26 protein-coding genes are annotated in these 24726 nt (G+C 68.2%); 16 read left to right on the forward strand and 10 right to left on the reverse strand.

The window, feature by feature from the left end; all coding sequences use genetic code 11:
• The first annotated feature begins 5 nt into the window (after positions 1-5).
• The 9 genes from FIV34_RS15995 to FIV34_RS16035 all read left to right on the forward strand — a co-directional run bounded on the left by FIV34_RS15995 (position 6) and on the right by FIV34_RS16035 (position 9759).
• The gene (locus tag FIV34_RS15995) at positions 6-1184 is read left to right on the forward strand and encodes a 1-deoxy-D-xylulose-5-phosphate reductoisomerase (RefSeq protein ID WP_139986010.1); all 1179 of its coding nucleotides are present in this window, start codon (positions 6-8) and stop codon (positions 1182-1184) included.
• Positions 1185-1226: 42 nt separating this feature from the next.
• A complete protein-coding gene (rseP, locus tag FIV34_RS16000) occupies positions 1227-2570 on the forward strand; it encodes an RIP metalloprotease RseP (RefSeq protein ID WP_139984502.1) in 1344 nt (447 codons plus the stop codon).
• 96 nt (positions 2571-2666) lie between these two features.
• Positions 2667-5111, forward strand: a complete 2445-nt coding sequence (bamA, locus tag FIV34_RS16005; RefSeq protein WP_139984504.1) for an outer membrane protein assembly factor BamA — start codon at positions 2667-2669, stop codon at positions 5109-5111.
• A 73-nt stretch (positions 5112-5184) separates the two neighbouring features.
• Positions 5185-6213, forward strand: a complete 1029-nt coding sequence (gene lpxD, locus FIV34_RS16010) for a UDP-3-O-(3-hydroxymyristoyl)glucosamine N-acyltransferase (protein ID WP_139984506.1) — start codon at positions 5185-5187, stop codon at positions 6211-6213.
• A gap of 5 nt (positions 6214-6218) precedes the next feature.
• Positions 6219-6683, forward strand: a complete 465-nt coding sequence (gene fabZ, locus FIV34_RS16015; RefSeq protein WP_139986012.1) for a 3-hydroxyacyl-ACP dehydratase FabZ — start codon at positions 6219-6221, stop codon at positions 6681-6683.
• On the forward strand, positions 6680-7453 hold the full coding sequence (lpxA, locus tag FIV34_RS16020; RefSeq protein ID WP_139984508.1) for an acyl-ACP--UDP-N-acetylglucosamine O-acyltransferase: 774 nt from the start codon (positions 6680-6682) through the stop codon (positions 7451-7453). Before fabZ ends, lpxA begins: the two co-directional genes overlap by 4 nt.
• Positions 7454-7458: 5 nt before the next feature.
• A complete protein-coding gene (lpxB, locus tag FIV34_RS16025) occupies positions 7459-8646 on the forward strand; it encodes a lipid-A-disaccharide synthase (RefSeq protein WP_425462896.1) in 1188 nt (395 codons plus the stop codon).
• A gap of 6 nt (positions 8647-8652) precedes the next feature.
• The gene (rnhB, locus tag FIV34_RS16030; protein WP_139984512.1) at positions 8653-9306 is read left to right on the forward strand and encodes a ribonuclease HII; all 654 of its coding nucleotides are present in this window, start codon (positions 8653-8655) and stop codon (positions 9304-9306) included.
• A gap of 87 nt (positions 9307-9393) precedes the next feature.
• On the forward strand, positions 9394-9759 hold the full coding sequence (locus FIV34_RS16035) for a hypothetical protein (protein WP_139984515.1): 366 nt from the start codon (positions 9394-9396) through the stop codon (positions 9757-9759).
• A gap of 48 nt (positions 9760-9807) precedes the next feature.
• Here the strand turns inward: FIV34_RS16035 and FIV34_RS16040 are convergent, their stop codons facing one another.
• The 5 genes from FIV34_RS16040 to moaA are packed head-to-tail and all read right to left on the reverse strand — an operon-like array spanning position 9808 to position 13669.
• Positions 9808-10998 (reverse strand): molybdopterin molybdotransferase MoeA, encoded by a 1191-nt coding sequence (locus FIV34_RS16040; protein ID WP_139984517.1) that lies wholly within the window; start codon positions 10996-10998, stop codon positions 9808-9810.
• A gap of 1 nt (position 10999) precedes the next feature.
• Positions 11000-11938: a bifunctional molybdenum cofactor biosynthesis protein MoaC/MoaB gene (moaCB, locus tag FIV34_RS16045; protein ID WP_139984520.1), complete on the reverse strand. Its 939-nt coding sequence runs from the start codon at positions 11936-11938 to the stop codon at positions 11000-11002.
• Entirely contained in the window at positions 11935-12423 is a 489-nt protein-coding gene (locus tag FIV34_RS16050; protein ID WP_139984522.1) for a molybdenum cofactor biosynthesis protein MoaE, read from the reverse strand. The genes moaCB and FIV34_RS16050 overlap by 4 nt, the downstream gene beginning before the upstream one ends.
• A 2-nt stretch (positions 12424-12425) precedes the next feature.
• Positions 12426-12677 carry a MoaD/ThiS family protein gene (locus FIV34_RS16055; RefSeq protein ID WP_139984524.1) on the reverse strand — a complete coding sequence of 84 codons (252 nt, stop codon included), beginning with the start codon at positions 12675-12677 and terminating at the stop codon, positions 12426-12428.
• A 17-nt stretch (positions 12678-12694) separates the two neighbouring features.
• Positions 12695-13669: a GTP 3',8-cyclase MoaA gene (moaA, locus tag FIV34_RS16060; RefSeq protein WP_139984526.1), complete on the reverse strand. Its 975-nt coding sequence runs from the start codon at positions 13667-13669 to the stop codon at positions 12695-12697.
• Positions 13670-13879: 210 nt separating this feature from the next.
• On the opposite strand from moaA, the gene FIV34_RS16065 reads away from it, so the two are divergent.
• The 5 genes from FIV34_RS16065 (at position 13880) to FIV34_RS16085 (ending at position 18080) form a co-directional block, all read left to right on the forward strand.
• Positions 13880-14287: an HU family DNA-binding protein gene (locus tag FIV34_RS16065; RefSeq protein ID WP_139984528.1), complete on the forward strand. Its 408-nt coding sequence runs from the start codon at positions 13880-13882 to the stop codon at positions 14285-14287.
• 146 nt (positions 14288-14433) lie between these two features.
• Positions 14434-14820, forward strand: a complete 387-nt coding sequence (locus FIV34_RS16070; RefSeq protein ID WP_139984531.1) for a BlaI/MecI/CopY family transcriptional regulator — start codon at positions 14434-14436, stop codon at positions 14818-14820.
• A 2-nt stretch (positions 14821-14822) separates the two neighbouring features.
• On the forward strand, positions 14823-16607 hold the full coding sequence (locus FIV34_RS16075) for a M56 family metallopeptidase (protein ID WP_139984533.1): 1785 nt from the start codon (positions 14823-14825) through the stop codon (positions 16605-16607).
• 76 nt (positions 16608-16683) lie between these two features.
• Positions 16684-17355, forward strand: coding sequence for an HAD-IA family hydrolase (locus FIV34_RS16080; RefSeq protein WP_139984535.1), 672 nt, complete (start codon positions 16684-16686; stop codon positions 17353-17355).
• The gene (locus FIV34_RS16085; RefSeq protein ID WP_139984538.1) at positions 17352-18080 is read left to right on the forward strand and encodes a CDP-alcohol phosphatidyltransferase family protein; all 729 of its coding nucleotides are present in this window, start codon (positions 17352-17354) and stop codon (positions 18078-18080) included. Before FIV34_RS16080 ends, FIV34_RS16085 begins: the two co-directional genes overlap by 4 nt.
• Here FIV34_RS16085 and FIV34_RS16090 read toward each other — a convergent pair.
• From FIV34_RS16090 to FIV34_RS16110, 5 genes are all read right to left on the reverse strand, one after another.
• Positions 18077-19504 carry a sulfite reductase subunit alpha gene (locus FIV34_RS16090; protein WP_139986014.1) on the reverse strand — a complete coding sequence of 476 codons (1428 nt, stop codon included), beginning with the start codon at positions 19502-19504 and terminating at the stop codon, positions 18077-18079. The genes FIV34_RS16085 and FIV34_RS16090 overlap by 4 nt on opposite strands.
• A gap of 5 nt (positions 19505-19509) precedes the next feature.
• A complete protein-coding gene (locus tag FIV34_RS16095) occupies positions 19510-20442 on the reverse strand; it encodes an FAD:protein FMN transferase (RefSeq protein ID WP_139986016.1) in 933 nt (310 codons plus the stop codon).
• A gap of 86 nt (positions 20443-20528) precedes the next feature.
• Positions 20529-21338 carry a DUF4198 domain-containing protein gene (locus tag FIV34_RS16100; protein ID WP_139984540.1) on the reverse strand — a complete coding sequence of 270 codons (810 nt, stop codon included), beginning with the start codon at positions 21336-21338 and terminating at the stop codon, positions 20529-20531.
• 12 nt (positions 21339-21350) lie between these two features.
• Positions 21351-21860 carry a DUF2271 domain-containing protein gene (locus FIV34_RS16105; RefSeq protein WP_139984543.1) on the reverse strand — a complete coding sequence of 170 codons (510 nt, stop codon included), beginning with the start codon at positions 21858-21860 and terminating at the stop codon, positions 21351-21353.
• Between the two features lie 14 nt (positions 21861-21874).
• Positions 21875-22498, reverse strand: coding sequence for a PepSY-associated TM helix domain-containing protein (locus FIV34_RS16110; RefSeq protein ID WP_139984545.1), 624 nt, complete (start codon positions 22496-22498; stop codon positions 21875-21877).
• A 141-nt stretch (positions 22499-22639) separates the two neighbouring features.
• Here FIV34_RS16110 and FIV34_RS16115 point away from each other — a divergent pair, with 141 nt between their 5' ends.
• Complete coding sequence (locus tag FIV34_RS16115; protein WP_139984546.1) at positions 22640-23314, forward strand: response regulator; 675 nt, start codon at positions 22640-22642, stop codon at positions 23312-23314.
• On the forward strand, positions 23307-24719 hold the full coding sequence (locus FIV34_RS16120) for a sensor histidine kinase (RefSeq protein WP_139984547.1): 1413 nt from the start codon (positions 23307-23309) through the stop codon (positions 24717-24719). Before FIV34_RS16115 ends, FIV34_RS16120 begins: the two co-directional genes overlap by 8 nt.
• Positions 24720-24726: the final 7 nt, after the last annotated feature.

Below are 24726 nucleotides of genomic sequence, written 5' to 3' on the forward strand. Positions count from 1 at the left end.
TGGCCATTCGCCAGGTAGGGGTCCTGGGGGCGACCGGGTCGATCGGGACCAGCACGCTCGACGTCATCGCCCGCCACCCTGATCGCTTCCGCGCCAGCGTGCTCGTCGCCAACCGCGGCACCGAAGCGCTGGCGAAGCTCTGCGAGCGCTTCCGCCCCGACCTCGCCATCGTCGCCGACCCCGCCATGGAAGCCGACCTCGCCCGTCGCCTGGCGGCGGCCGGCGTCACCTGCGACATTGCCTCCGGCGCCGACGCGGTCACCGCGGCCGCCGCGGGCCCGCTCTGCGACACGGTGGTCGCCGCCATCGTCGGCGCCGCGGGGCTGGATTCCACCCTGGCCGCCGCGCGCGCCGGCAAGCGCCTGCTGCTGGCGAACAAGGAGTCCATCGTGATGGGCGGCGAGCTGCTGCTCCAGGCGCTGCGCGAAGGCGGCGGCGACCTGATCCCGGTGGATTCCGAGCACAACGCCATTTTCCAGTGCCTGCCCGGGGGCCGCCCTGCGCTGGGCCCCAGCGGCGTGCGCCGGCTCATCCTCACCGCCAGCGGCGGCCCGTTCCGTGGCCGCACGCGCGCCCAGCTCGGCGCCATCACCCCGGACGAAGCCTGTGCCCATCCCAAGTGGTCGATGGGCCGGAAAATCTCGGTGGACTCGGCCACGCTGATGAACAAGGGCCTTGAAGTCATCGAGGCCCACCACCTGTTCGGCGCCCCGGCGGATGTCATCGACGTGGTCGTCCACCCGCAAAGCCTCGTCCATTCCATGGTCGATTACGTGGATGGCTCGGTGCTGGCCCAGCTCGGCAACCCGGACATGCGCACCGCCATCGCCTGCGCCCTGGCCTGGCCGGAGCGGATCGAGGCCGGCGTGGCACCCCTCGACCTGGCGGCCCATGCCCGCCTGGACTTCGAGAAGCCCGACCTGGACACCTTCCGCTGCCTGGCGCTGGCCTTTGCCGCCCTGCGCGCCGGGGGCGACGCCACGGCGATCCTGAACGCCGCCAACGAGGTGGCCGTGGACGCCTTCCTGGCCGGCAGCCTGCCCTTCCTCGCGATTGCCGAGGTGGTTGAACGCGTTCTTGAGGAACTGCCGCCGATTCCGGTGGTCGATGTCCAGACGCTTGTGGGGCGCGACGCTGAAGCCCGGCGGGCGGCCCGGGGCGTTCTCCATCGCGCTTACTGCTAAACTCGTTCAACCCAAACGTTTTTTCGAGACCCGCCTCCCCTGATGAGCCCATTCCTCGGTTCCGTGTTCTGGCTGCTGGTGACGCTTGGCGTCCTGGTGACCTTCCACGAATTTGGCCACTACTGGGTCGCGCGCCGCTGTGGCGTGCGCGTGCTGCGTTTTTCGGTGGGCTTCGGCCGGCCGCTATGGCGCCGTGTCGCGAAGGACGGTACCGAATACCAGATTGCCGCCATCCCGCTGGGTGGCTACGTGAAGATGCTGGACGCCCGCGAAGGCGACGTGTCCGAGAGCGAGCGCAGCGTCGAATTCACCGGCAAGCCGGTGTGGCAGCGCATCGCCATCGTCGCCGCCGGCCCGGTGTTCAACCTGGTCTTCACCATCGTGGCGTTCTGGGCCATGTACATGGTGGGCCGCCCTGACGTGGCCCCGATCATCACCGCCGCGCCGGGTACGCCCGCCGCGGTAGCCGGCATCCAGCCGGGCGACCGCCTCCTCGCTGTCGACGGCACGGCCGTCAGCACCTGGAGCGACGCCACCGACGTCCTCTTCAACGGCCTGCTCGGCAACGAGCCCGTCCCCGTGCACGTGCGTGGCACCAACGGTACCGAGCGCAACGTGGTGCTGCCGGTGCAGGGCCTCGCCTTCGGCGATGCCGGCAAGCGCTTCCACGAGCTTGGCCTCGACCTGCAATCGCCCCCCGCCGTCGTCAACGAGGTGGTCCCGGGCGATCCGGCCGCGCTCGCGGGCCTGCGTGCAGGGGACAAGATCACCAGCGTCAACGGTGAGAAGGTGGACGATTTCGCCAGCTTCACCAAGCTCGTGCAGGTGCAGGCGGCCAAGGCCCCGCAGCTTGCCATCGGCATCCAGCGCGGTGGCCAGGCCAGCACCGTTGCCGTCACCGCCCGCATGAAATCCGAGCAGGGCCAGCCGACCCGCTGGCTGGTCGGCATCGCCAACCAGCCGCTGGAAGCCGCCACCCTGCGTTTCGGCCCCGTGCGCGCGTTCACCGAGTCGCTCAAGGCCACCTGGACGGGCACCACGTCCACCCTGGGCATGATCGGCAAGATGCTTTCGGGCCAGGCCTCGGCGAAGAATATCTCCGGCGTCATCGGCATCGCACAGGTGGCCAACAGCGCGGCCAACCAGGGCCTGGGGTGGTTCCTGAACTTCCTCGGCCTGGTCTCGCTGAGCCTGGCCATCTTGAACCTGCTCCCCATCCCTGTCTTGGACGGGGGACACCTGCTGTATTACCTTATTGAGTTGATCAAAGGCAGCCCGGTCAGCGAACGCACCATGATCGCTGGCCAGTACGTCGGCCTCGCCTTGCTGTTCACCCTCATGGGGTTGGCTTTTTTCAACGACATCCAGCGCATGCTCGTCTCGTGACGGGCAAAACGATGCCGGGCATGAGCCCGGCACGTGCTCCTCTTCGGTCGCCGGCCTCGTCCGCCTGCGACTGGACTTAACCCATTGGAATCGACGATGAAGCGTATCGCCGCCCTGATCCTGCTCGCCTCCCTGTCCGCCAATGCGCTTGCCTTCGAGCCGTTTGTCGTTTCCGATATTCGTATCGATGGTCTGACCCGCATCGCGCAGGGCACGGTGCTCAGCTACCTGCCGATCGAGAAGGGCGATACCGTCAGCGACGACAAGGCACAGGCCGCCATTCGTGCCCTGTACCAGACCAAGTTCTTCAGCGATGTTGAAATCGACCGCCAGGGCGACATCCTGGTGATCAAGGTCGTCGAGCGTCCGGCTATCGCCAAGCTCACCCTGCGTGGCAACAAGGACATCAAGGAAGACGACCTGCGCAAGGGCCTGAAGGAGATCGGCCTGTCCGAAGGTGAAACCTTCGACCGCCTCTCGCTGGACCGCGTGCAGCAGGAACTCATCCGCCAGTACTACAACCGCGGCAAGTACAACGTGTCGGTCGATCCGCACGTCACCCAGCTGGACCGCAACCGCGTCGCCATCGACATCGAAATCCGCGAAGGCAAGGCTGCCAAGATCAAGGAAATCAACGTCGTCGGCAACAAGGCGTTCACGGACAAGCAGATCCGCGACGGCTTCGAATCGAACACGACCAACTGGCTGTCCTGGTACTCCAAGGACGACCAGTACTCGCGCGAGAAGCTCTCGGGCGACCTGGAAAAGCTCAGCAACTACTACATGAACCGCGGCTACGCCGACTTCGGTATTGATTCCACGCAGGTGGCCATCAGCCCGGACAAGCGCGCCATGTACGTGGACGCCAGCGTCAAGGAAGGCGAGGTCTACACCGTCTCCGACGTGAAGCTGCTCGGTGAGCTGATCCTGCCGGAAGAGACCCTGCGCAAGCTGGTCTACATCCACAAGGGCGACACCTTCAACCGCGGCGCCATCGAGGCCTCGAGCGATTCGATCAAGGCCATCCTGGCCAACATCGGCTACGCCTTCGCCAAGGTCACCCCGGTGCCGAAGCTGGACAAGGACAAGCGCACCGCCGACCTCACCCTGTTCATCGAGCCGGGCAAGCGCGTTTACGTGCGCCGCGTGGTGTTCCAGGGCAATACCCGCACGGAAGACGAGGTGCTGCGTCGCGAAATGCGCCAGCTCGAAGGCGCGTGGTACTCGCAGGGCGCCATCGACCGTTCGAAGACCCGTCTGCAGCGCCTTGGCTACTTCAAGACCGTGGACATCGACAAGCAGCTGGTCCCGGGCACGGTCGACCAGGTGGACCTGACCGCGAAGGTGGAAGAACAGTCCGCCGGTTCGCTGATGTTCGGCGTGGGCTACTCGCAGTACTCCGGCATCATCCTGTCGGCGTCCGTGTCGCAGAACAACTTCATGGGTACGGGTGACCGCTTCTCCATCGGCGCGGAAACCAGCACGTACTACAAGCGCGTCAACGCGAGCTACGTCAATCCGTACCTCACCGACTCGGGCATCTCGCTGGGCTACAACCTCGGCTACAGCAAGCTCGATTACGGCGATACCGACCTCGCGAACTACACCTACAGCACCAAGTCGTTCGAGACCACGCTGTCGTTCCCGATCACGGACTTCGACTCGCTCTCGACCAGCCTGGGCATCAGCTCGAACCTGATCAACAGCTCGTTCTACACCCCGCGCCAGCTGGTGGCCTACCAGGATGCGCTGGGCAACAAGACGATCCACTCGTGGACGTCGAGCCTGGGCTACACCCACGACACCCGCAACAGCTACTGGGCACCGACCCGCGGCGGCCAGCTGTCGCTGTCGATCTCGGGCGCCCTGCCCGGCTCCACGGTGCAGTACTACAAGATCTTCGGCGAAGCCAACCACTACTGGCCGATCGGCAAGGGCTTCGTGCTCTATCTCGATGGCCAGGTGGGCTACGGCAAGACCTACGGCCAGACGTACGACAACAACGGCTACGACATCGACCCGAGCACGGGCCAGATCCGCGTGGATTCGAACGGCAACCCGGTCAAGATCTACAGCAAGGGCGACAAGGTGGCGTTCCCGTTCTGGGAGAACTACTACGCCGGCGGTGTGCGTGACGTCCGTGGCTTCCAGGACAACACCCTGGGTCCCCGCCTTTGCGACGGCGGCAGCGTCAGCTCCGTCCCGGACAAGAAGAACCAGTGCTCGGGCGGCTACTACAGCTACGGCCAGCCGGTCGGTGGCGCGTTCAAGACCCTCGGTACGGCGCAGGTCTTCCTGCCGCTGCCGTTCCTGAAGGACGTGAACACCGCCCGCGTGTCGTGGTTCATGGACGTCGGCAACGTGTACCAGGACTTCGGCTCGTTCAAGGCCAGCGAACTGCGTGCCTCGACCGGTCTGTCCCTGCAGTGGCAGGCGCCGATCGGCCCGCTGATCATCAACTTCGCGGTGCCGTTCCGTAAGCAGGACGGCGACAACCGCTTCGTTGAGCGCATCCAGTTCACGTTCGGTAACCAGTTCTAAGAATCGTTTGTACAATCCCGGGGCGGCCTGGCTCAGCCTGGCCGCCCCTTTTCTTTTTGGGAGTCCCCCCCCCGTGAGCGGCAACCCCCAGTACACCCTGGCCGAGCTCGCCGAGCGCTTCGGCCTCGAAGCCCATGGCGACCCGGCCACCCGCGTGGATGGCGTCGGCACCCTGGCCACGGCGACGGCCACCCAGTTCACCTTCCTGTCGAACTCGAAGTACACCTCGCAGCTGGCGGATAGCCACGCCGGCATCGTGGTGCTGAACGCGGATGCCCTGCCCCTGCGCAACGGCGCCGCCCTGGTGGCGAAAGACCCCTACGTCGCCTACGCGAAGATCGCCGCGCTGTTCGAGCGCGTGCCGGACGCCCCGCGCGGCATCCACGCCAGCGCCGTGGTGGCGCCGTCCGCCCGCATCCACCCCACGGCCAGCATCGGCCCCTGCTGCGTCATCGAAGATGGCGCCGTGGTCGACGAGGGCGCGATCCTTGGCCCGCACTGCACGATCGGCCCCGGCTGCGTGGTCGGCGCCGGCTCCCGCCTGGTCGCCCGCGTCACCCTGGTGATCCGGGTGACCCTGGGCAAGCGCGTCCTGGTCCACCCCGGCGCCGTGATCGGCTCGGACGGCTTCGGCCTCGCTTTTGACCGGGACCACTGGGTGAAACTGCCCCAGCTGGGCGGCGTCCGCATCGGCGACGACTGCGAAATTGGCGCCAATACGACGATTGACCGTGGCGCCCTTGAAGACACGGTGCTCGAGGAGGATGTTCGCCTCGATAACCAGATCCAGATTGCCCATAACGTGCACATTGGCGCGCATACGGCCATGGCGGGCTGCTCGGCGGTCGCCGGCAGCGCGAAAATCGGCCGTTACTGCCTGATTGGCGGCAACGCGGGCATCCTCGGCCACCTTGAACTGGCCGACCGGGTTACCATCACGGCGAAAAGCCTGGTAACGGCATCCATCCGGGAACCGGGCGAGTACTCGTCTGGCTCCCCGCTGCAGGAAAACCGCCAGTGGCGGCGCAATGCGGCGCGTATGAAGCACCTTGACGAGTTTGCGCGCCGTCTGTCGGCGCTGGAAAAGGACAAAAGGCAATGACCGAAATGAAAGCTGCCGTGACGCTGCCGGTGGACGTGGAACAGATCCAGCGGCTGCTGCCGCACCGTTACCCGTTCCTGCTGGTGGACCGGGTGACGGAGATCGACCCGGGCAAGACCATCACGGCGATCAAGAACGTCACGATCAACGAGCCGTTCTTCCAGGGTCATTTCCCCGGCCACCCGGTGATGCCGGGCGTCCTCATTGTCGAAGCCATGGCACAGACCGCCGGCCTGCTTACCCAGATCACCAGCCAGGTGGATGGCGCCGCCGGCAGCCCGCTGTTCTACCTGGTGAAGGTGGACAACGCGCGCTTCTCCGCCGTCGTCGCCCCGGGCGACCAGCTGGTGATGAAGGTCTCGCTGAAGCGCCTCATCCGCGGCATGGGCCTGTTTGAAGCCACCGCCATGGTGGACGGCAAGGTCGTGGCCTGCTGCGAGCTGATGTGCGCCGCCAGGAGCGACAAATGATTCACCCGACCGCGCAGATCGATCCGTCCGCGCGGATCGCAGACAACGTCAGCATCGGTGCCTACAGCATCATCGGTGCGGACGTGGTCATCGGCGAAGGCACGAGCATTGGCCCGCATGTGGTGATCGAGGGGCCGACGACCATCGGCCGCGACAATCGCATCCTGCAGTTCGCCTCCATCGGCGGCCCGCCGCAGGACAAGAAGTGGCAGGGTGAGCGCACCGAGGTCGTCATTGGCGACCGCAACCTCATCCGCGAGTTCGTCACGATCAATCGCGGCACCGGCGAAGGTGGCGGCTTCACCCGCGTGGGCAACGACAACTGGCTGCTGGCCTACGTGCACATCGCGCACGACTGCCAGGTCGGCAACCACGTGGTGTTTTCGAATTATTCGGCGCTGGCCGGCCACGCCGAAATCGGCGACTGGACGATCATGTCCGGCTATTCCGGCGTGCACCAGTTCTGCAAGGTGGGCGTGCATGCATTCATCGGCATGGGCTGCCTCGTCGGCTCGGACGTCCCGCCGTTCGTGATGATGGCCAACGAAACGCGCGGCCGCCCGCGCGGCATCAACAGCGAAGGCCTGAAGCGCCGCGGTTTCGACACCAGCCGCATCGCCGCCATCAAGCGCGCGTACCGCACGCTGTACATGGCCGGCCTGCCGCTGGCCGAAGCGCGCGAGCAGCTCGTTGGGCTGGCCGAAACCAGCGACGACGTGCGCCAGATGCTTGAATTCCTGGACCACAGCGAGCGCTCGCTCGCCCGCTGACGCCCGTGTCCAACCCACCCACCATCGCGCTCATCGCCGGCGAAGATTCCGGCGACCAGTTGGGTGCCGACCTGCTCGACGCGCTGCGCGCCCGTTACCCGGGCGCCCGTTTCGTCGGCATCGGCGGGCGCCGCATGATGGCCCGCGGTTTCGAATCCTGGTTCGACATCCGCGAGCTTTCCGTCATGGGCTTTGCCGAGGTGGTGAAGCACCTGCCGCGCCTGTTGAAGCTGCGCAAGGCGCTGATGCGCCGCCTGCTCGAGACGCGCCCCGATGTCACCATCGGCATCGACGCCCCCGACTTCAACCTGGGCGTGGAACGCCGGCTGAAGGCCGCTGGCCTCGCCACCGTGCACTACGTGAGCCCATCCGTGTGGGCCTGGCGCGAGAAGCGCGCGGAGAAGATCGGCCAGTCCGCCGACCGCGTGCTGTGCCTGTTCCCGATGGAACCGCCGATTTACGCGAAGCACGGCGTGGACGCGCGCTTCGTCGGCCACCCGCTGGCCGACACCTTCCCCATGGTCTCCGACCGCACGGGTGCCCGCGACGCACTGGGCCTGCCCCACGATGCCCCCGTGCTCGCGGTGCTGCCAGGCAGCCGGCCGAGCGAGATTGAGCGGTTCGGTGCGATCTTCATCGAGGCCGCCCGGCAGCTGGCCGGCGCCATGCCGACCCTGCGGATCGTGGTGCCTGCGGCCAACGAGCGGGTGCACGCGCGCCTGGCGGCCTTGCTCGCGGGCTTCCCGGGCACCCCGCCGCTGCTCACCGACGGGCACTCGCACGAGGCGATGCTGGCGGCCGACGTGGTCCTGCTTGCTTCGGGCACGGCGACGCTGGAAGCCATGCTGGCCAAGCGGCCGATGGTGGTCGGCTATCGCGTATCGCCCACCAGCTATCGCATCGCGAAGCTGATGCGCATGCTGAAAACCGATGTGTATAGCCTTCCGAACATCCTGGCGCGGGCCTGCGGCCTGGGCCAGGAGCGCCTGGTGCCGGAGTTCATGCAGGACGACTGCACCGCGGAGAACCTCGTCGCGGCCACGCAGGCCCTGCTGGCCGACAACGAGCGCCGCGGCCGCATCGTCGCGGCTTTCGAGTTCCTGCATGACGCGCTGCGCGGCGGCCTCGAGGGCCACGCGGCGGACCACGCGGCCGACGCGATCGCCGATTTCGTGAAGGCGCCGAAGGCGTAACCGCGCATGCCCCGCAAGCCGAACATCACCCGCCAGCTCAGCCCGGACCTCGTGGTCGCCGGAGTGGACGAGGCGGGCCGCGGCCCGCTGGCCGGGCCGGTGGTCGTGGCCGCCGTCATCCTCGATCCGGCGCGCGTCATCCGCGGCCTGAACGACTCCAAGCAGCTGGACGAAGGCACGCGCGAGAAGCTGTACGCGCGGATCATCGAACGGGCGCGGGCCTACAGCATCGTCTTCGTCGAGCGCGAAGAGATCGATGCCATCAATATCTTCCAAGCCACCATGGTCGGCATGACCCGTGCCCTGATGGGCCTGTCGCTCGCCCCCACCATGGCACTGGTGGACGGCAACCGGCTGCCGCGCACCCTGCCCTGCACGGCCCAGGCCGTCATCGGCGGCGATGCCACCGAGCCGGCCATCAGTGCCGCTTCCATCCTGGCCAAGGTCAGCCGCGACCGGCACATGAAGGCGCTCGACCTGCTGCATCCGGGCTATGGGTTCGCGAAGCACAAGGGTTACGGCGTCCCCGAGCACCTGGATGCCCTGGGCCGGCTGGGGCCCTGCGACGCCCACCGGCGCAGCTTCGCCCCGGTGAAGCGCTGGTTCGAGCCCGAGGCCGCCGAGGCGCCTATCGGCGATCTGTTCGCGGTCGTCGGCTGAATCCCTAAAGTCTCTGTCGGCACGGCCGATAGCTCTGGTAACGCCCCTCCCCGGGTGTCTGCCTTAGTCATCGAAACAGGGACCACCATGAAGAAGATCGCCATCGCCGCCGTGCTGATGCTCGCCGCCCCGCTGTCCGCGCAGGCCGCGTGCGCCGCCAAGGATTTCTCCATCGACGGCTTTGCCGTGAAACTGCAGCAGGGCTCCGGCCAGCCGCGTTTCAGCATGAAGGGCAACCTCGTGAACAAGTGCGGCGAAGCCGCCGCCGCGCAGGTGCGCATCGACGCGAAGGATTCCACGGGCAAGGTCATCGCCAGCAAGCAGGGCTGGCCGGCCGGCACCTCGAACATCGAACCGGGCAAGAGCGTCGATTTCGACCTCGGCCGCCTGTTCCGCTACACCCCGGACATGCAGGACTACACCGTCGTCGTTTCCGACGTGAAGGCCTGGTAAGACGCTAAAGCGCGGCGGGCACCCGAACGGTGCCCGCCGCGTGTTCGTTCAGATGGCGATCCAGGCGACTTTCTCGCCAGCATCGAACGCGCGGTCGCGCGAGGGCAGCCAGACCAGAGCATGCGCTGACGCCAGGTTGCTGAGCATGTGCGATTCCTGCCTCGGGAGTAGCGACAGCCGCGCCATCGCATCGCCCATGTCCAGGCGCATCCGCACCAGCCGGTCGCGCTCGCCGTCGGCCTCCACCGCCCCCTCCAGAACGCCCTGCCGCCACGCCGGCTGAACGGACGTCTCGCCTTCCAGATGGCCAAGCACCGCCCGTGCGTGTACCGCCAGGCACACCAGCACCGCGGCCGGGTTACCGGGCATCCCGAGCAAGGCCTTGCCTTCGCGCACGCCAAACCACAGCGGCTTGCCGGGCTTCTGCGCCACTTTCCAGAAGACCTTGTGCACGCCCAGCCGGTCGGCCACCACGGGCACGAAATCGCGATCACCCACTGACACGCCACCGCTGGTCACCACCAGGTCGGCACTGTCCAGCGCCGCGCTCATGGCCTCCTCCAGGGCGGCTTCATCGTCCCGCACGTAAGCCACCATCGGCTCGCCATAGCCGTTTTCCACGAACCAGGCACGCAGCAGGGGGCCATTGGCGTCGTAGACCTTGGCCGGGGGCAACGGGTCGCCCACCCGGACCACTTCGTCGCCCGTGACCAGCACGGCCACGCGCGGGCGGCGGCGCACCACCACGCTATCCACGCCGGCCATCGCCATCGCCGCGAGCATGCCGGCGCTGATCCGCTGGCCCACCTCGGCGATCGCCGTGCCTTCGCTGAGCTCTTCCCCTTCGTAGCGCACGCCTTCGCCTGCCGCCACGACGTCATTCAGCGTGATCTCGTCGTCGATCCGGTCGACGATCTCCTGCCGGGCCACGCTGTCCGCGCCATCGGGCAGCAAGCCGCCGGTAAAAATACGGATGGCCTGGCCCGCGCCGATCGATGCCGTCGACGGCTCGCCCGCCGCCGACAGGCCCACCACGCGGCGCGGCGCCTGCCCGTCGCAGCTACGCACGGCGTACCCGTCCAGTGCGCTCTGGGTGAAACGCGGCAGCGCGATCCGGGCGCGCGGGGCCTCGGCCAATACCGCGCCGAGCGCCAGTTCGAGCGGCACCCGCTGCGTGCCCAGCGGCTCCAGCGAGGTTTTGTAACGCGCGAACGCCTCCGCGAGCGGCAGCAAGGCCATGTCAGCCCGCCTCCCCGTAACCGCCCGGATGACGCCCACCGGTGCGGCCTGTCTCGATGAGGTGGATCAGACCCGGCAGCGTGGCCGCCAGGGAGTCACCAGCGCCGCCGCGGCTGCCCGGGAAGGTGAGCATGAGCGTATCGCCTGCGTAGCCCGCCACGCCCCGTGAGAGCATCGCAAAGGGCATCCGCTGCTGGCCAAAGGCACGCGCGGTTTCCATGATCCCGGGGATTTCCACGTCGAGCATGGGGCGCACCGTATCCACCGTGATATCGCGGGGGCCAAGGCCGGTGCCACCGACGGTGATCACCAGCTCCACCTTGCGCTCGCGCAGCGCGCGCAGCACGCCGCCGAGCACGGGCGCATCATCCGGCAGGATGGTGTATTCCACCGGCGCAAAACCGGCAGCCTCGAGCGCGTCGCGGACCAGGACGCCCGCGGTGTCGGGCTTGGCACCGCTGGCGACGGTGTCGGACAACACCAGGACCGCCGCGCTGCGCGGCCGTGCCAACGTGCGGCGGTAATGCGACTTGCCCCCCAGCTTGCGCTCCAGTCGGCAGTCGTCGATGTGCAGCTCGTCCGGCTCGGCGTAGGGCTTGAGCATGTCGTAGAGCGTGAGGGCCGCCAGGCTGGCCGCCGTCAGCGCCTCCATTTCCACGCCGGTGGGGCCGATGGTCTCGACCTCGGCGATGACGCGCACCGACGTCTCGCCCAGTTCGTAGGTGACATCCGCGCGGTGGATCGGCAGCGGGTGGCACAGCGGAATCAGTTCATCGGTGCGCTTGGCCGCCAGGATGCCGGCGACGCGCGCCGTCTTCAGGGCGTCACCCTTCTCCGTTTCACCACTGCGCAGCAGCGCGATGCAGTGCGCGGGGGCGTGCAGGGTGGCGGTGGCGCGGGCGACGCGTTTGGAATCCGGCTTCTGGCTGACGTCTTTCATCCGTGGCTCGTGTGCGAGTGGTGGCGGTGCGGCCGCGGCGATGCAGACTCGTCCAGGTCGTCGCGGATGCAACAGCCTTCGACGAAGGCACTGCTGCCGTCCGTATAGAACTCTTCCTTCCAGATCGGCGCGCCGTGCTTCACGGCGTCCACCGCGTAACGGCACGCCTCGAAGGCCTCGGCGCGGTGGGGCGCGCGCACCACGCAGACGATGGCGATATCGCCGATCGCCAGGTCGCCCAGGCGATGCACGATGCGTACATAGGGCACGCCGAAGCGCTCGCGCGTGTCGGCTTCCACCGCGCGAATGACTTTCGCCGCCATCGGCTCGTGCGCCGTGTACGCGAGGTGCTTCACCGACTGGCCTTCGTGATGGTCGCGCACGGTACCGACGAAGAGCGCGAGGCCGCCGCATTCCGGATGCGACTGCAGCTCCAGCAGCGGCTCGACGGCCACCGGCTCATGGGAGAGCACGGGATGGTCCATGTTCAGCCCCCCGCCACGGGCGGCAGCAGGGCGATGCGCCCATCGGCCGGCAGCGCGTCCGCCCGGCGCACGATGCTGTCGCCGGACACGCAGGCGCAGCGGTCGAGCGACGACGCCAGTTCCGGTCGCGCCTGCCCCAGCAGTGCCACGGCATCGCCCACGGTGCGCGCGCCGTCGGCCACCTCAAGTCGGTATTCCGCCGTGCCGGCCAGCCGCGCCAGGTTGGCATAGAGTTCAAAAACGATCGGGATCATGGGCTCTCTCGGGCGGTTCAGCCGCCCATCGCGTGCATGGTAATCGTCCGCTCCACCGGGCCGGGACGTGACGCGTAGCCGGCGTCCTTCAGCCACACCGCGCGGCGCACCGTGGCCGTGAGCGTCTCATCGTCAACGCCTTCGCGAAGCCGCGTGCCCAGGGGCGTGCCCACGGGCGAGAACAGGCAGGTGAACAGCTCGCCCGTCGCGGTCAGGCGCAGGCGGTCGCAGCTGGCGCAGAAGGGATGTGACACCGTGGAAATGATGCCCAGCGGGTAATGGCCGTCCACCCGATACGGTGACGCCGGGTCGCTGCCACGCGGCAGCGTTTCCAGCGCATGCCTCTCGCCGATGGCCGCCAGCATCTCCGCTTCGCTGACCACGGCATCGCGGCGCCAGTGGCCGGGCGCATCCAGCGGCATGTATTCGATGAAGCGCAGTGGCAGGCCGCGCGCCATGGCCCAATCCAGTAGCGGCACCACCTCGCCCTCGTTGTCGCCGCGCACCACGACGGCATTGAGCTTTACGGACGCGCCAGCGTCCATCAGGGCGTGGATGCCATCCAGTACCGGGGCTACCTCGCGCTTGGTCATCTTCTGGAAGACGGCCGGGTCGACAGCGTCCAGGCTGACGTTGAAGTCGTCGATGCCGGCGTCCACCAGCGTCGCCGCCAGCGGCGCGATCCGCGACGCGTTGGTCGTCATGGACAGCCGGCGCAGGCCGCGCTCGCGCAGCCCGTTGATCGCCCTGACGCAGGCCACGAGGTCGCGGCGCAGCAAGGGTTCGCCGCCGGTCAGGCGGATCTGGTCGATGCCCTGGTCCACGAACAGGCCGGCCAGCCGCACGATTTCGCCCCCGTCGAGCAGGCTCGCGCGGGGCAGCCAGTCCGGGTGTTCCGGCATGCAATACGTACAGCGAAAGTTACAGCGATCCGTCAGCGAGATCCGCAACTTGCGCTTGGTACGGCCGTGGCTGTCGATGAGTGGGGACATGCGCACATCCTGCCAGAGTTCACGTGAGGGCGCCTTGGATGAGCTGTTTTTCCGCAGCGCATCACGCGGACACTGAAAAAAAGGTGCCCCGGATGCAAAAAATCTTCGCGGACCCTATTTTCAGCGGACCAAAGCAACGCTAGAGTGAGTCGCCCGCTGGGCACCGGCTCTCCAGGGCCGCCTCATTCGATCAATGTGACAAGGAATATCATGGCCAAGACCACCAAAACGGCGGCGAAGAAGGCTCCTGCCAAGGCTCCCGCCAAGGCTGCTGCCAAGGCTGCGAAGGCGCCTGCCGCGCTCAAGCCGATCAAGGATCCGCTGTCGAAGTCGTCGCTCGTCTCGCACATCGTCGAGCAGAGCGGCGTGGACTCGAAGAGCGTGAAGGCCGTCCTGGCCTCGCTCGAAGGCGCGATCAGCGCTTCGGTCCACAAGAAGGGCGCTGGCACGTTCACGCTGCCGGGCCTGCTGAAGATCACCTCCGTTGCCGTGGCCGCCAAGCCGAAGCGCAAGGGCAAGGATCCGTTCACGGGTGAAGAGCGCTGGTTCGCTGCCAAGCCCGCCTCGGTCAAGGTCAAGGTTCGTCCGCTCAAGAAGCTCAAGGACGCGGCCGCCTGATCTTTCGCGGTGGCGTAAGCCGCTGCGGATCGACGAGGTACCCAAAAGCCCCCGCCCCGTGCGGGGGCTTTTTTTATGCCGCGAGGCACTTGACTACAGTTGTCGTCAGGCGCAGTCTTGCCTACATCTGTAGTCAGGAGCGTGGCATGGCAAAGAAATCCATCGGCGACCAGGAACTCGCCTTGCTGCAACACATCGAGGAAGCGCCGAAGAGCTCGGTCGCCGAGGTGTGTGCCGCATATGGCGAAGCGCGCGGCCTGGCCCGCTCCACGGTGCTGACCATGATGGAACGCCTCCGCGCCAAGGGTTACCTCACGCGTCGGAAAGCCGACGGCGCGTTCCGCTACAGCGTCACCAGTGAATCCGGTGACGTCATGAGCGGCGCCGTCTCCCGCTTTGTCGAACGCACGCTGCAGGGATCGGTCTCGCCGTTTGTCGCCTGGATGGCTGAACGCGGCCAGGTGAGCGATACCGAACTGGCCGAACTCGAGGTCCTCGTCGGCCAGCTGCAATCCAAACGGAAGGGACGTTGAGCATGGATACCGTCATCGAAACACTGCTCTCCCGGCTGGCCGCGGCCTCCCTGCAAACCGTGCTCTTCGCCGCCTTTATCTGGGCACTGTGCCGCCTGATGCCGTCGCTGAGCGCAGCGACGCGCTCGTGGATGTGGTGGCTGGTCGGCGCGCAGATGGTGCTGGGCCTGTGCATCCCCGGCAGCATCGACCTGCCGTTGCTGCCCGCGCCTGCCCCGGCCGTGGCGGCGACCGCCGCCCCGTCGGCAGCCGTCACCTTTGTCGACGTGCCGGCGAGTGCGGCGACCGTCGCGTGGTCATGGTCATGGACCGGCCTCCTGCTCGCCGCCTGGGCCGTCCTCGTCAGCGTGCAGGTGGCCATCGGCCTCGTCCGCTGGCGCCGCCTGGCCGGCGTCGTGTCGCGCGCGCTTCCGCATGACGACGTGCGCCTTGAAACGCTGTGCGCCCGGCGTGCCCATGCACTCGGCCTGCGCCGTTCGCCGCGCCTGGCCGTCTCGGCCGAAGTGGATTCACCGCAGGTCGTCGGCCTGTTGCGCCCGACCATCCTGCTGCCGCTCGACGACACCTTCGGTGACGAGGAGCGGGAGATGGCGCTGATGCACGAACTTGCCCACGTGCGTCGTGGCGACCTTCTGCTCGGCGGTGTCCCGGCCCTCGCCCGCACCCTGTTTTTCTTCCATCCCGTGGCCCACGTCGCGGTGCGTGAATACGCGCTGTGCCGCGAGGCCGCCTGCGATGCCCTGGCCGTCGATCGCGGCCGCCTGGCACCGGGCACGTACGGACGGCTGCTGCTGCGTCTCGGCGTGGCCCCGCATCCGCACCACGCCCTGCCCGGCGCATCACCCACCTTCCGCATCCTGAAACGGAGACTCGACATGCTTGGCCAGTCGCAGGACGCGCGTCCGCGCGTCATCACCACGCTCCTCGTCGCTTCACTTGCCCTCGCCGCCGCGCTGCACTGGCGCGTGGTCGCTGCCGACCAGCAGATGAACACGGCACCGCTGCCTTCGGCGGCGCCCGCCGACACGCCCGCGCCGGCACCCGCCGCACGACCGGCTCCCGCCGCCGCACCTGCCGTCGCCATGATCGTCGACAAGCAGTCGATGCCGTCGCCCCCTGCAACACCGCCGACACCGCCCACGCCGCCCACCCCGGCAACGCCTGCCACGCCGGCGGCGCCGGCAGCGCCCGCCGCACTCGTCGCACCGGCCCCGCCCGCCGTGCCGCCTGCGCCGCCCGCCCCGTCGCTCAGCCACAGCCGCACGACGTACACGACCATCGACGACCACGGCCCGTCGCGTTTCCAGAACATCGAAGACAAGACCGGCTACATCACCATCGCCAATGAAGACGGCCGCTGGGAGCTGCGTGACCCCGCCTACGTCAATCGCATCCACGCCATCTACAAGGAAGCGTTCAAGGCGGTGCCGGCCGAGCCGCGCGGCATGGACCGCAAGCGTGAAGAAGACCTGGACCGCCAGCAGAGCGCGCTGAACGACCAGATGCACAAGCTCGCCGAACGCCAGGTCGCACTCGCCGCGCAAGCTTCGGATCCGCAGCGTGCCACGGACCGCGCCGCCTACTCGGCGGGGCAAGCCGCCATCAGCCGCGAGCAGGCCGAGATCGGCCGGCAGATGGCGGCGATTGGCCAGGTGCGCGCCGAGCAGGGCCGCCACCAGGCGGAGTGGGGCCAGCAGCAGGCGGAAGCCGCGCGCCGTGCCAACGAGAAGGTGGAAGCGGTGATCGCCGAGGCACGCCGCAACCATGCGCTAGCCCGCGTCGACTGACGCAGGCGTCGCGCTCCGGTATCGTGAGGGGCTTACCGCGCCACGCGGTGCCCCTTGCGAATTCCCCGGAGGCAACATGCAGCTCGAACCCGGCCTGGCCATCGACGCCCAGGCCCTGCTCTTCGACATGGACGGCACGCTGATCGATTCGCGCGTCGTCGTCGAGAAGATCTGGAAACGCTGGTGCGACGAAGTCGGCCTCGACTGGGACTATGTCCTGCCCCGCCTGCACGGCGTGCGCATGTACGACTCGGTGAAGATGTTCACGCCCAAGGGCATGGATGTCGACGCCGTCTACCAGCGCCTCTACCGCGAAGAAGTCGAAGACGTCGACGGCATCGTGCCGATCCCGGGCGCGCTTGAACTGCTGGCCACGCTGCCGCCCGACCGCTGGACCATCGTCACGTCGGCCGACACGGTACTGGCGAAAGCACGCCTCGGCGCGGCCGGCATCGTGCCCCCGCCACTCATGGTTACCGGCGAGATCGTCACGGACGGCAAGCCCCATCCCGAAGGCTACCTGCTGGGCGCGCGCCGCCTCGGCGCACCGGCGTCCGACTGCCTGGTGTTCGAAGACGCGAAGGCCGGCATCGACGCCGGACGCGCCGCCGGGGCACGGGTCATCGCCATCGCCGATGCGCATTCGCACGAGGTACCCGACGGCGTGGAACGCATCAGTGACCTCACCGCGTTGCGTTTCGATGGCCTGCATGAGGGCAAGGTGCGCTTGCGCGTGGTCGCGGCATGAAGCTCCGCGCGCCCTACGAAAACCTGCTGACGGCAGCGAACGTCATCACCCTGTCGTCGCTCACCTGCGCGATCCTGATCATCAGCCGCGCGCTCTCCGCCGAACTCGCGTACCTGGGCACGCTGTTCATCGCCTGCCTGGTGTGTGACGGCGCGGACGGCTTTGTTGCTCGCAAGACCGGCAAGTCCAGCGATCTCGGCACGCAGCTGGACAGCCTTTCGGACGCCATCGCCTTCGGCGTCGTCCCGGTGGTGGTCGCTGACACTTACCTGCGTTCGATCGGCGCCAGCGCCTTCCTGCCCGCGCAGATCGCCTTCTGCGCCTGCGCCGTGGTACGCCTGGCGCTGTTCAACGTGCAGAAGGACAAATCGATCTTCCTGGGCCTGAATACGCCGTCGGCGGCGTCGCTCGTGGTGCTGCTGATCGTCATCGGCCGCTACAGCGGGGTGGACTGGCCCCCGGCGACCATGCAGATGGTGATCAACGTCATGCTGTTCGTGCTGGCCGCATCCATGATCAGCCCGTTCCGCTACCTGAGCAGCAAATCGCTGAAGCTGCGCCTGAACGCGACCACGGTGGTGATCGGCGCGATCTTCGTCGTGGGCTCGATCTGGCTGTCGCCGTGGTCCGTGTATGCGTACCTGGTGGCCTACGCGCTATCCGGCCCCGTCGCGGCCACGTGGCTGTTGATGCGGCGCCTCCGCCGCCCGCGCCAGCCGCGCTAGTACACGTCGCGGCGGTACCGGCCCGCCGCGGCGAGTTGCTCTATCGCGCTGTCGCCGAGGATCTCGCGCAGCGCCGTGTCAACGCCCGGCGCCATGCCGGCGAGGCTGCCGCAGACGTAGATGCTTGCGCCTTCCGCCACGAAACGCCGCACGGTCTCGGACGCCGTCCGCAGGCGATCCTGCACGTAACGCGGCCCGGGCGACTCCCGTGACCAGACCAGGTCGAGCCGCTCGAGCATCCCGGCCCCGTGCCAGTGCTCCAGCTCATCCACGTGCAGGCGATCGGCCTGGGCGTGGCGCTCGCCGAACAGCAGCCAGTTGCGGTGATGCCCGCGCGCCAGGCGCGTCTTCAACAGCGCGCGCAGCCCGGCGATACCGGTGCCATTGCCCACCAGCAACACGGGACGGTCATCGGCCGGTGCGTGGAAGCCCGGGTTGCGGCGCACGCGCAGGTCGATCGTATCGCCCGGCTGCGCCAGCGCCGTGAGCCAGCCCGAGCCGCTACCCAGCGTCCCATCGGCATGGCGCTGCTGGCGGACGACCAGGTGGAGCGCCCCGTCCGCGGGCACGGAGGCAATCGAGTATTCGCGATGCGGGAGGCGCTCGTCGTGCCCGCGCGCGCGACGGGGGCCGATCTCGACGACGTCGCCGGCATGCCAGGCCAGGTGCGCGTCGTCCTCCGGTACCAGTGCGACGTGGAAGCACGGGCCGCCCACGCTCCCTTCGTTGAGCAAGGCCCGTTCGTGCAGCCGCCAGGGCTGGTATGCCGGCCTCGACCAGTCCGCCTGGTCCGCCGCGCCGATCGCCTGGGCCACCTGGTGCTGCCAGTGACGCAGCGCGCCCTCGTCGCCGTTGTCCACGTCCACGCGGTCGAACCAGGGTATGGCGCCGTGCGTGCGCAGCCAGCGGTCCAGGTCACGGCCGAAGGCGCAGAAGTCGTCGTAGTCGCGATCTCCCAGCGCCAGCACGGCGTAGCGCAAGGCGTGCAGGTCGGCGCCGGCGCGCATCACCTCGCGCTGGAAGCCGGTAGCGATATCGGGTGCATCGCCCTCGCCGGTCGTGCTGGCGATGAACAGCGCACGCCGCGCGGAAACGAGATCGCCGGCGGTGAGCGTGCTGACCTGGCGGAGGTCGACCTCCGCACCGCCGTCGCGAAGGAGTGCCGCCGTGCGTTCGGCGAGCTCGATAGCAAAGCCCGTCTGCGACGCGTGCACCACGAGGATGGCGCCCGCATCGCGCGGTGGCACTGCTGGCCGGCGTGGCCATGCTGCCACCACCACCCAGCCGGTCCACGCGGCAAGGGCAGCGCCAGCCATCGCTGCGTGGGTGGGCGAACCCAGGTGGGTGCCCGAGAAATCCTGCCAACGGGCGAACAGGACGGCGGCAAGCACGAGCAGTGCACCGATCCCGAGCTGGCCCGCCATCGCTTTCAACGCACGGCCTTCGCAAACGCCGGCGACATGCGTTCCTCGAAGGTCCCATCGTCCTTGTACAGGACGAACAGCACGGCCACGTCGTGCTGCTTCGCGTAGGCCATGCCCTCGTCGGGACCAAGCACCGTCATCGTCGTGCCGAGCGAATCCGCATGCATGCAATCGTCGGCGAGGATGCTCACCGACGCGACCTTGTGCGCCACCGGGTAACCGGTGCGCGGGTCGATGTGGTGTGAATAGAAGCGGCCACCCGTTTCGAAGAAGTGGCGGTAGTCGCCGGAGGTGGCGATCGCCTTGTCGTGAAGCGAGACGATCCGGCCAACCTCGTCGACGTTGTCGACGGCACCCGAGGCCGCGCCCGGGCGCTCGATACCGACATGCCAGGGCGTGCCATCCGGCTTGCTGCCGTGGGCGCGCAATTCACCGCCCACTTCCACGAGGTAGTCGTGCACGCCCTGGCGATCGAGGAAGCGGGCCACCTGGTCGACGCCGAAGCCCTTGGCCACCGACGACAGGTCCACGTACACACCGCCCGGCTGCAGGGCGCGGTGCCCTGCATCGTCCAGCTGGATCCGCTGCCAGCCGACACGGGCCTTCGCGGCGGCGAGAGCGGCCGCGTCGGGTGCATCGTGCGGACGCTTGTCCGGCCCGAAGCCCCACAGGTTCACCAGCGGGCCGACGGTGGGGTCGTACGCGCCGCCGGAATCCTTTGCCAGCGACAGCGCATAGCGGAGCACGCCGTAGAATTCGGCAGGCAAGACCTGCCACGTGCCTGCGGCCGCGCGGTTGAAACGGCTCAGGTCCGAGTTCGTTTCATACGTGCTCATCTGCGCGACCACGGTATCCACCTGTGCCTGGATGCCCCGCTCCACGGCGGCATCGTCGGCCTTCGGCGGAAGCACCGCGTTCACCGACCACGTCGTGCCCATCGTCTCGCCTTCGAACCGGCGCACGTCGGTCGCGGCGACCGACGTGGCGACGACGCACAGGCACAGCGCGAGCAGGTGCCGTGCCGTCACTGCGGCAGCACTTCCAGCGTGGCGGTGTAAGCCAGGCGGCGCTGCTTCGCTTCCTTCACCGAGGTCTTGTCGTCTTCGGTGGAGGCATTCACCCAGTACATGCCCGGGTTGTTGAAGGTGAAGCTGAAGCGGCCGTCCTTGTCGGTCTGCGTATCCTGCTCATCCTGCGCGTTGCGGTAGCGCGTCGCCCCCTGGATGGCGGTGACCTTCAGGTTGGCCGCCGGCTTGCCGTCGAGCAGCAGCTGGAACGTCGCCTTTTCGCCGGTGACCAGATCGTTCGGCTGGGTGACCGCGGCGAGCTCCAGGCCCTTGCCCGTCGGCTTCAGCGCGTTACCGCCCGGCTTGCCCTGGGTCACGAAGGTTTCCACGCGCGAGGCCATCTCGCTTACCTGCACGTTCTTCGCGTTGGCGGGAATGGCCGTCTTCAGTTCATCGGCCTTGCCACGCCAGCGCTTCTTCTGGCCGTCCAGCTCGTAGTTCGCAAACAGGCCCTGGTTCACCAGCGCGATGCGGTAGGTGCCCTTCTGCGGCACCGGCAGGTCGAAGGCGCTGCGGTACTTGCCCGTCCACGGGTTCTCCGGCTTCACCTGCGTCCCATCGGGTGCGGTGATGGCGAGCTGGTCGAGCTGCGCCGGGAAGTGGTCGGGGTAGTAGAGGTCGTTGGAGACGGCAGCGTCGACGGTCACCCAGGCATCGTCACTGGAGACCACGGTGGACGACGGAACGATCCACATCTTGTGCGCCTGGGCGCCGAACGGGAGAACCAGCGCGGCGACGAGGGCAGCGCGAACAAACAGGTGCTTCATGGAAGACTCCCTTCAGGGATTGAGGTCAAGGGTGATCTGGCCGAGTTCGTCGGTGCCCTGGGCCGCGAGGTGCGCGGGTGCCTTCACGGGCCAGTCGAACGCGATGCGCTGGGTCTCGTGGCCACCGACTTCACGGGCGGCCTCGACGATCAGTTCGTAATGCCCCGGGGCCAGCGTGCCCAGCGGCGCCTTGCCATCGGTGAAGCGCAGCTGGTGCTGGCCGGCCGGGCGCGTCGCGCCGGAGACGCCGTCGATAGGCATGGTCTGGTCACGTCCGCTGCGGCGCCACCACTGGCGCATGTCCTTCAGCCACTTGGTGCCTTCGCCGCTGGCCTTTTTCACGTCGTACCAGACGGCGAGGTTGGCGGCGACGCTGTGGTCTTCGCGCTCGATCCAGACGGCCACGTACGGGCGGTGGTATTCGGCCACCTTCAACGTGGGAATTTCCACGGTGAGGTTCATGTCCGCGGCCGCGACGGGAGCAGCGAGGAAGCAGAGCGCGAGCGGCAGGGTCCGGCGCATGGCAGTCCTTTGGGTCAGTGGATGAAAAGCAGGGCAAGTACCAGCGGCAGCACGAAACCCAGCGCGACCAGTGGCCAGGTCATGCCGCGCTGGCCGGCATGCATCTTGAGAAGGAGCAAGCCCGTGGCCGCGAACACCACGCAGGCCAGGGCGAACAGGTCGATGAACCAGCGCCAGGCGGCGCCGGTGTTGCGGCCTTTATGCAGGTCGTTGAACCAGGCGAGCCAGCCGCGATCGGTGGTCTCGTACTGCACCTCGCCCGTCTCGCGGTCGATGCTCACCCACGCGTCGCCGCCGGGCCGGGGCAGTGAGACGAGCACTTCGTCATCACTCCAGTCACCGTCGCGGCCGCTGATCTCCGCGCCGGTTTTCTCGTGCACGAAACGGGCGACGGCGGGATCGACGGGCGCCGCTTTGCGCCCCGGATCGGCCAGCTGCCTGAGCAGGGCGGCAGGCAGCGTGGCGGCGTGCCGGGCAACGCGCGGCGTCGCCTCGATCTGCGCGGCGTGGTTCAGGGTGAAGCCGGTGATGGAAAACATCGCCAGCACCACCAGCGACACCGCCGAACTGATCCAGTGCCAGCGGTGCAGGTGTTTCAGCCAGAACGCACGGCGTGTCCGGTCGACGGTATCGCGCATGCGTTGTCCTGGCCCTGTTTTATTCCGGTAGCCCGGCGATCTTAACCTCAATGCGAATCGTTCGCAATTGGAAGAAAGGGATCCGAAAGCCTGCCGCGACAGCATGCGACCACCCCACGACCGAGCGTATGCTTGCCCCCCATGCGCATACTCCTAGCCGAAGACGACGCTTCCATCGCCGCCGCGGTTCGCTCCGCCCTCCAGCAGGGCGGGCACGCCGTTGATCACGTGACCGATGGCGCCAGTGCCGATAACGCCCTGCGCGACCACGACTACGACCTGCTGGTGCTCGACCTGGGCTTGCCCCAGATCGACGGCAGCGAGGTCCTGAGCCGCGCACGCAAGCGCGGTGCCAACCTTCCCGTGCTGGTGGTGACCGCGCGCGAAGGCCTGAAAGAACGCGTGCGCGTGCTCGACCTGGGCGCCGACGATTACCTGCTGAAACCCTTCGCCCTGGCCGAGTTCGAAGCGCGCGTGCGCGCCCTGCTCCGCCGGCGCGCCAGCCATGGCGCCCCGGAATTCCGCATCGGCCGCCTGCGCCTGGACATCCCCGGCCATCGGGCATGGATCGGCGAATCGCCGCTGGACCTGACCGCCCGCGAGTTTGGCCTGATCGAGGCGCTGGCCACGCGCGCGGACAAGGTCACCAGCCGCGCGCAGCTCGTCGAAGCGCTGTGCAACTGGGACGAGGACCTGACCGACAACGGCCTGGACATCGCCCTGCACCGCCTGCGCAAGAAGCTCCAGGGCTCGGGCACCAACGTGCGCACGATCCGCGGCCTGGGTTACCTGCTCGAAGAAACGGCCGATGCCTGAACGCCGCCATGCGGCGCGCCGGCCGGCGCGACCCAGCCTGCGCCGGCGGCTCCTCACCTTCCTGCTCGTGCCCGTGCTCGGCGTGCTCGTGGTCGACGCCGTGGTTGGCTACTTCGTCGCGCTGGCGTATTCCAACCGCGTCCACGATGCCGACCTCTCCGACACGGCGCTGACCCTGGCCGAGATGATCGGCAGCGACGCCCTGCGCGGCGAACTCACCGCGCAGGCCCGCTTCCTGCTCGAGTACGACCCGGACGGCCGCAACTATTACGAAGTGATCAGCGACCGCCACGGCCGCCTCATCGGTAACGCGGAACTGGCCCTGCCCGACAGCCGCCCGGTCGACGTCGACGCGGCGCCGCGGCTGTACGACACGGAGCTCGGCCACAAGCCCCTGCGCGGTGCCGTGATGCGCGTGGCCAACCGCCACGACGACGGCGACACCCTCACGATCAAGGTGGCCGAGAGCCTGCGCGATCGCCACCAGCGCGCCCGCGAGATCCTCCTGCTGACGCTGCCCATGCAGGCCCTCCTGATCATCGCGGTGTTGTCGCTGGTGTGGTTCGGGGTCAGCCATGGGCTTGGCGTGCTCGAGCCGCTGACCGCCCGTCTGGGCCGCCGTGGGCACGACCTGGGCCCGATCGGCGAGGAAGACGTGCCGGTCGAGATCCTGCCGCTCACCCGCACCATCGACGACCTGTTCGCCCGCATGCGCAACATGCTTGGCCTGCAGGAACGTTTCATCGCCGACGCGGCGCACCAGCTGCGCACGCCGCTGGCCGGCATCCAGCTGCATGTGGAGCGCGTGGGCAACACGGCGGACCCCGCCCAGCAGGCGGACGCCGTGGCACACATCCAGCGCCTGGCGATGCGCGCCGCGCGCACCTCGGCGCAGCTGCTCGCCCTCACCCGCACGCAGTCGCCGGACCTGCCCGACCACGACGGCATGGCGGTGATCGACCTGTCTCAGGTGGTGCCCGAGGCCGTCAGCATGCGCGTGCACCAGGCCCTGGCCCTGGGCGTGGACCTGGGCTACGAAGGTGGCGAGACGCCATGCCTGGTCCGCGGTGACGCGCTGCAGGTGCAGGAGGTGATCGACAACCTCGTGGACAACGCCTTCCACTACGCCGGCCGCGGCCACACCGTCACCGTCTCGGTCAGCTGCGAGGGCGACGACGCCGTCCTGGCCGTCGACGACGATGGCCCCGGCGTGGAGGAGGCCTTCCTCGACCAGCTGGGCGAGCGCTTCTTCCGCGTGCCCGGGGTGGACGAGGACGGCACCGGCCTGGGCCTGGCCATCGTCGAAAGCATCGCCGAGCGCCACGCGGCGCGGGTGGGCTTCGGGCGCTCCGCCCTGGGCGGCCTGCGGGTGGAGCTCAGGCTGCCCCAGATCGCAGGAACTTAGCGGCGGA

This window comes from Luteibacter pinisoli, assembly GCF_006385595.1.
Classification (GTDB): Bacteria; Pseudomonadota; Gammaproteobacteria; order Xanthomonadales; family Rhodanobacteraceae; genus Luteibacter; species Luteibacter pinisoli.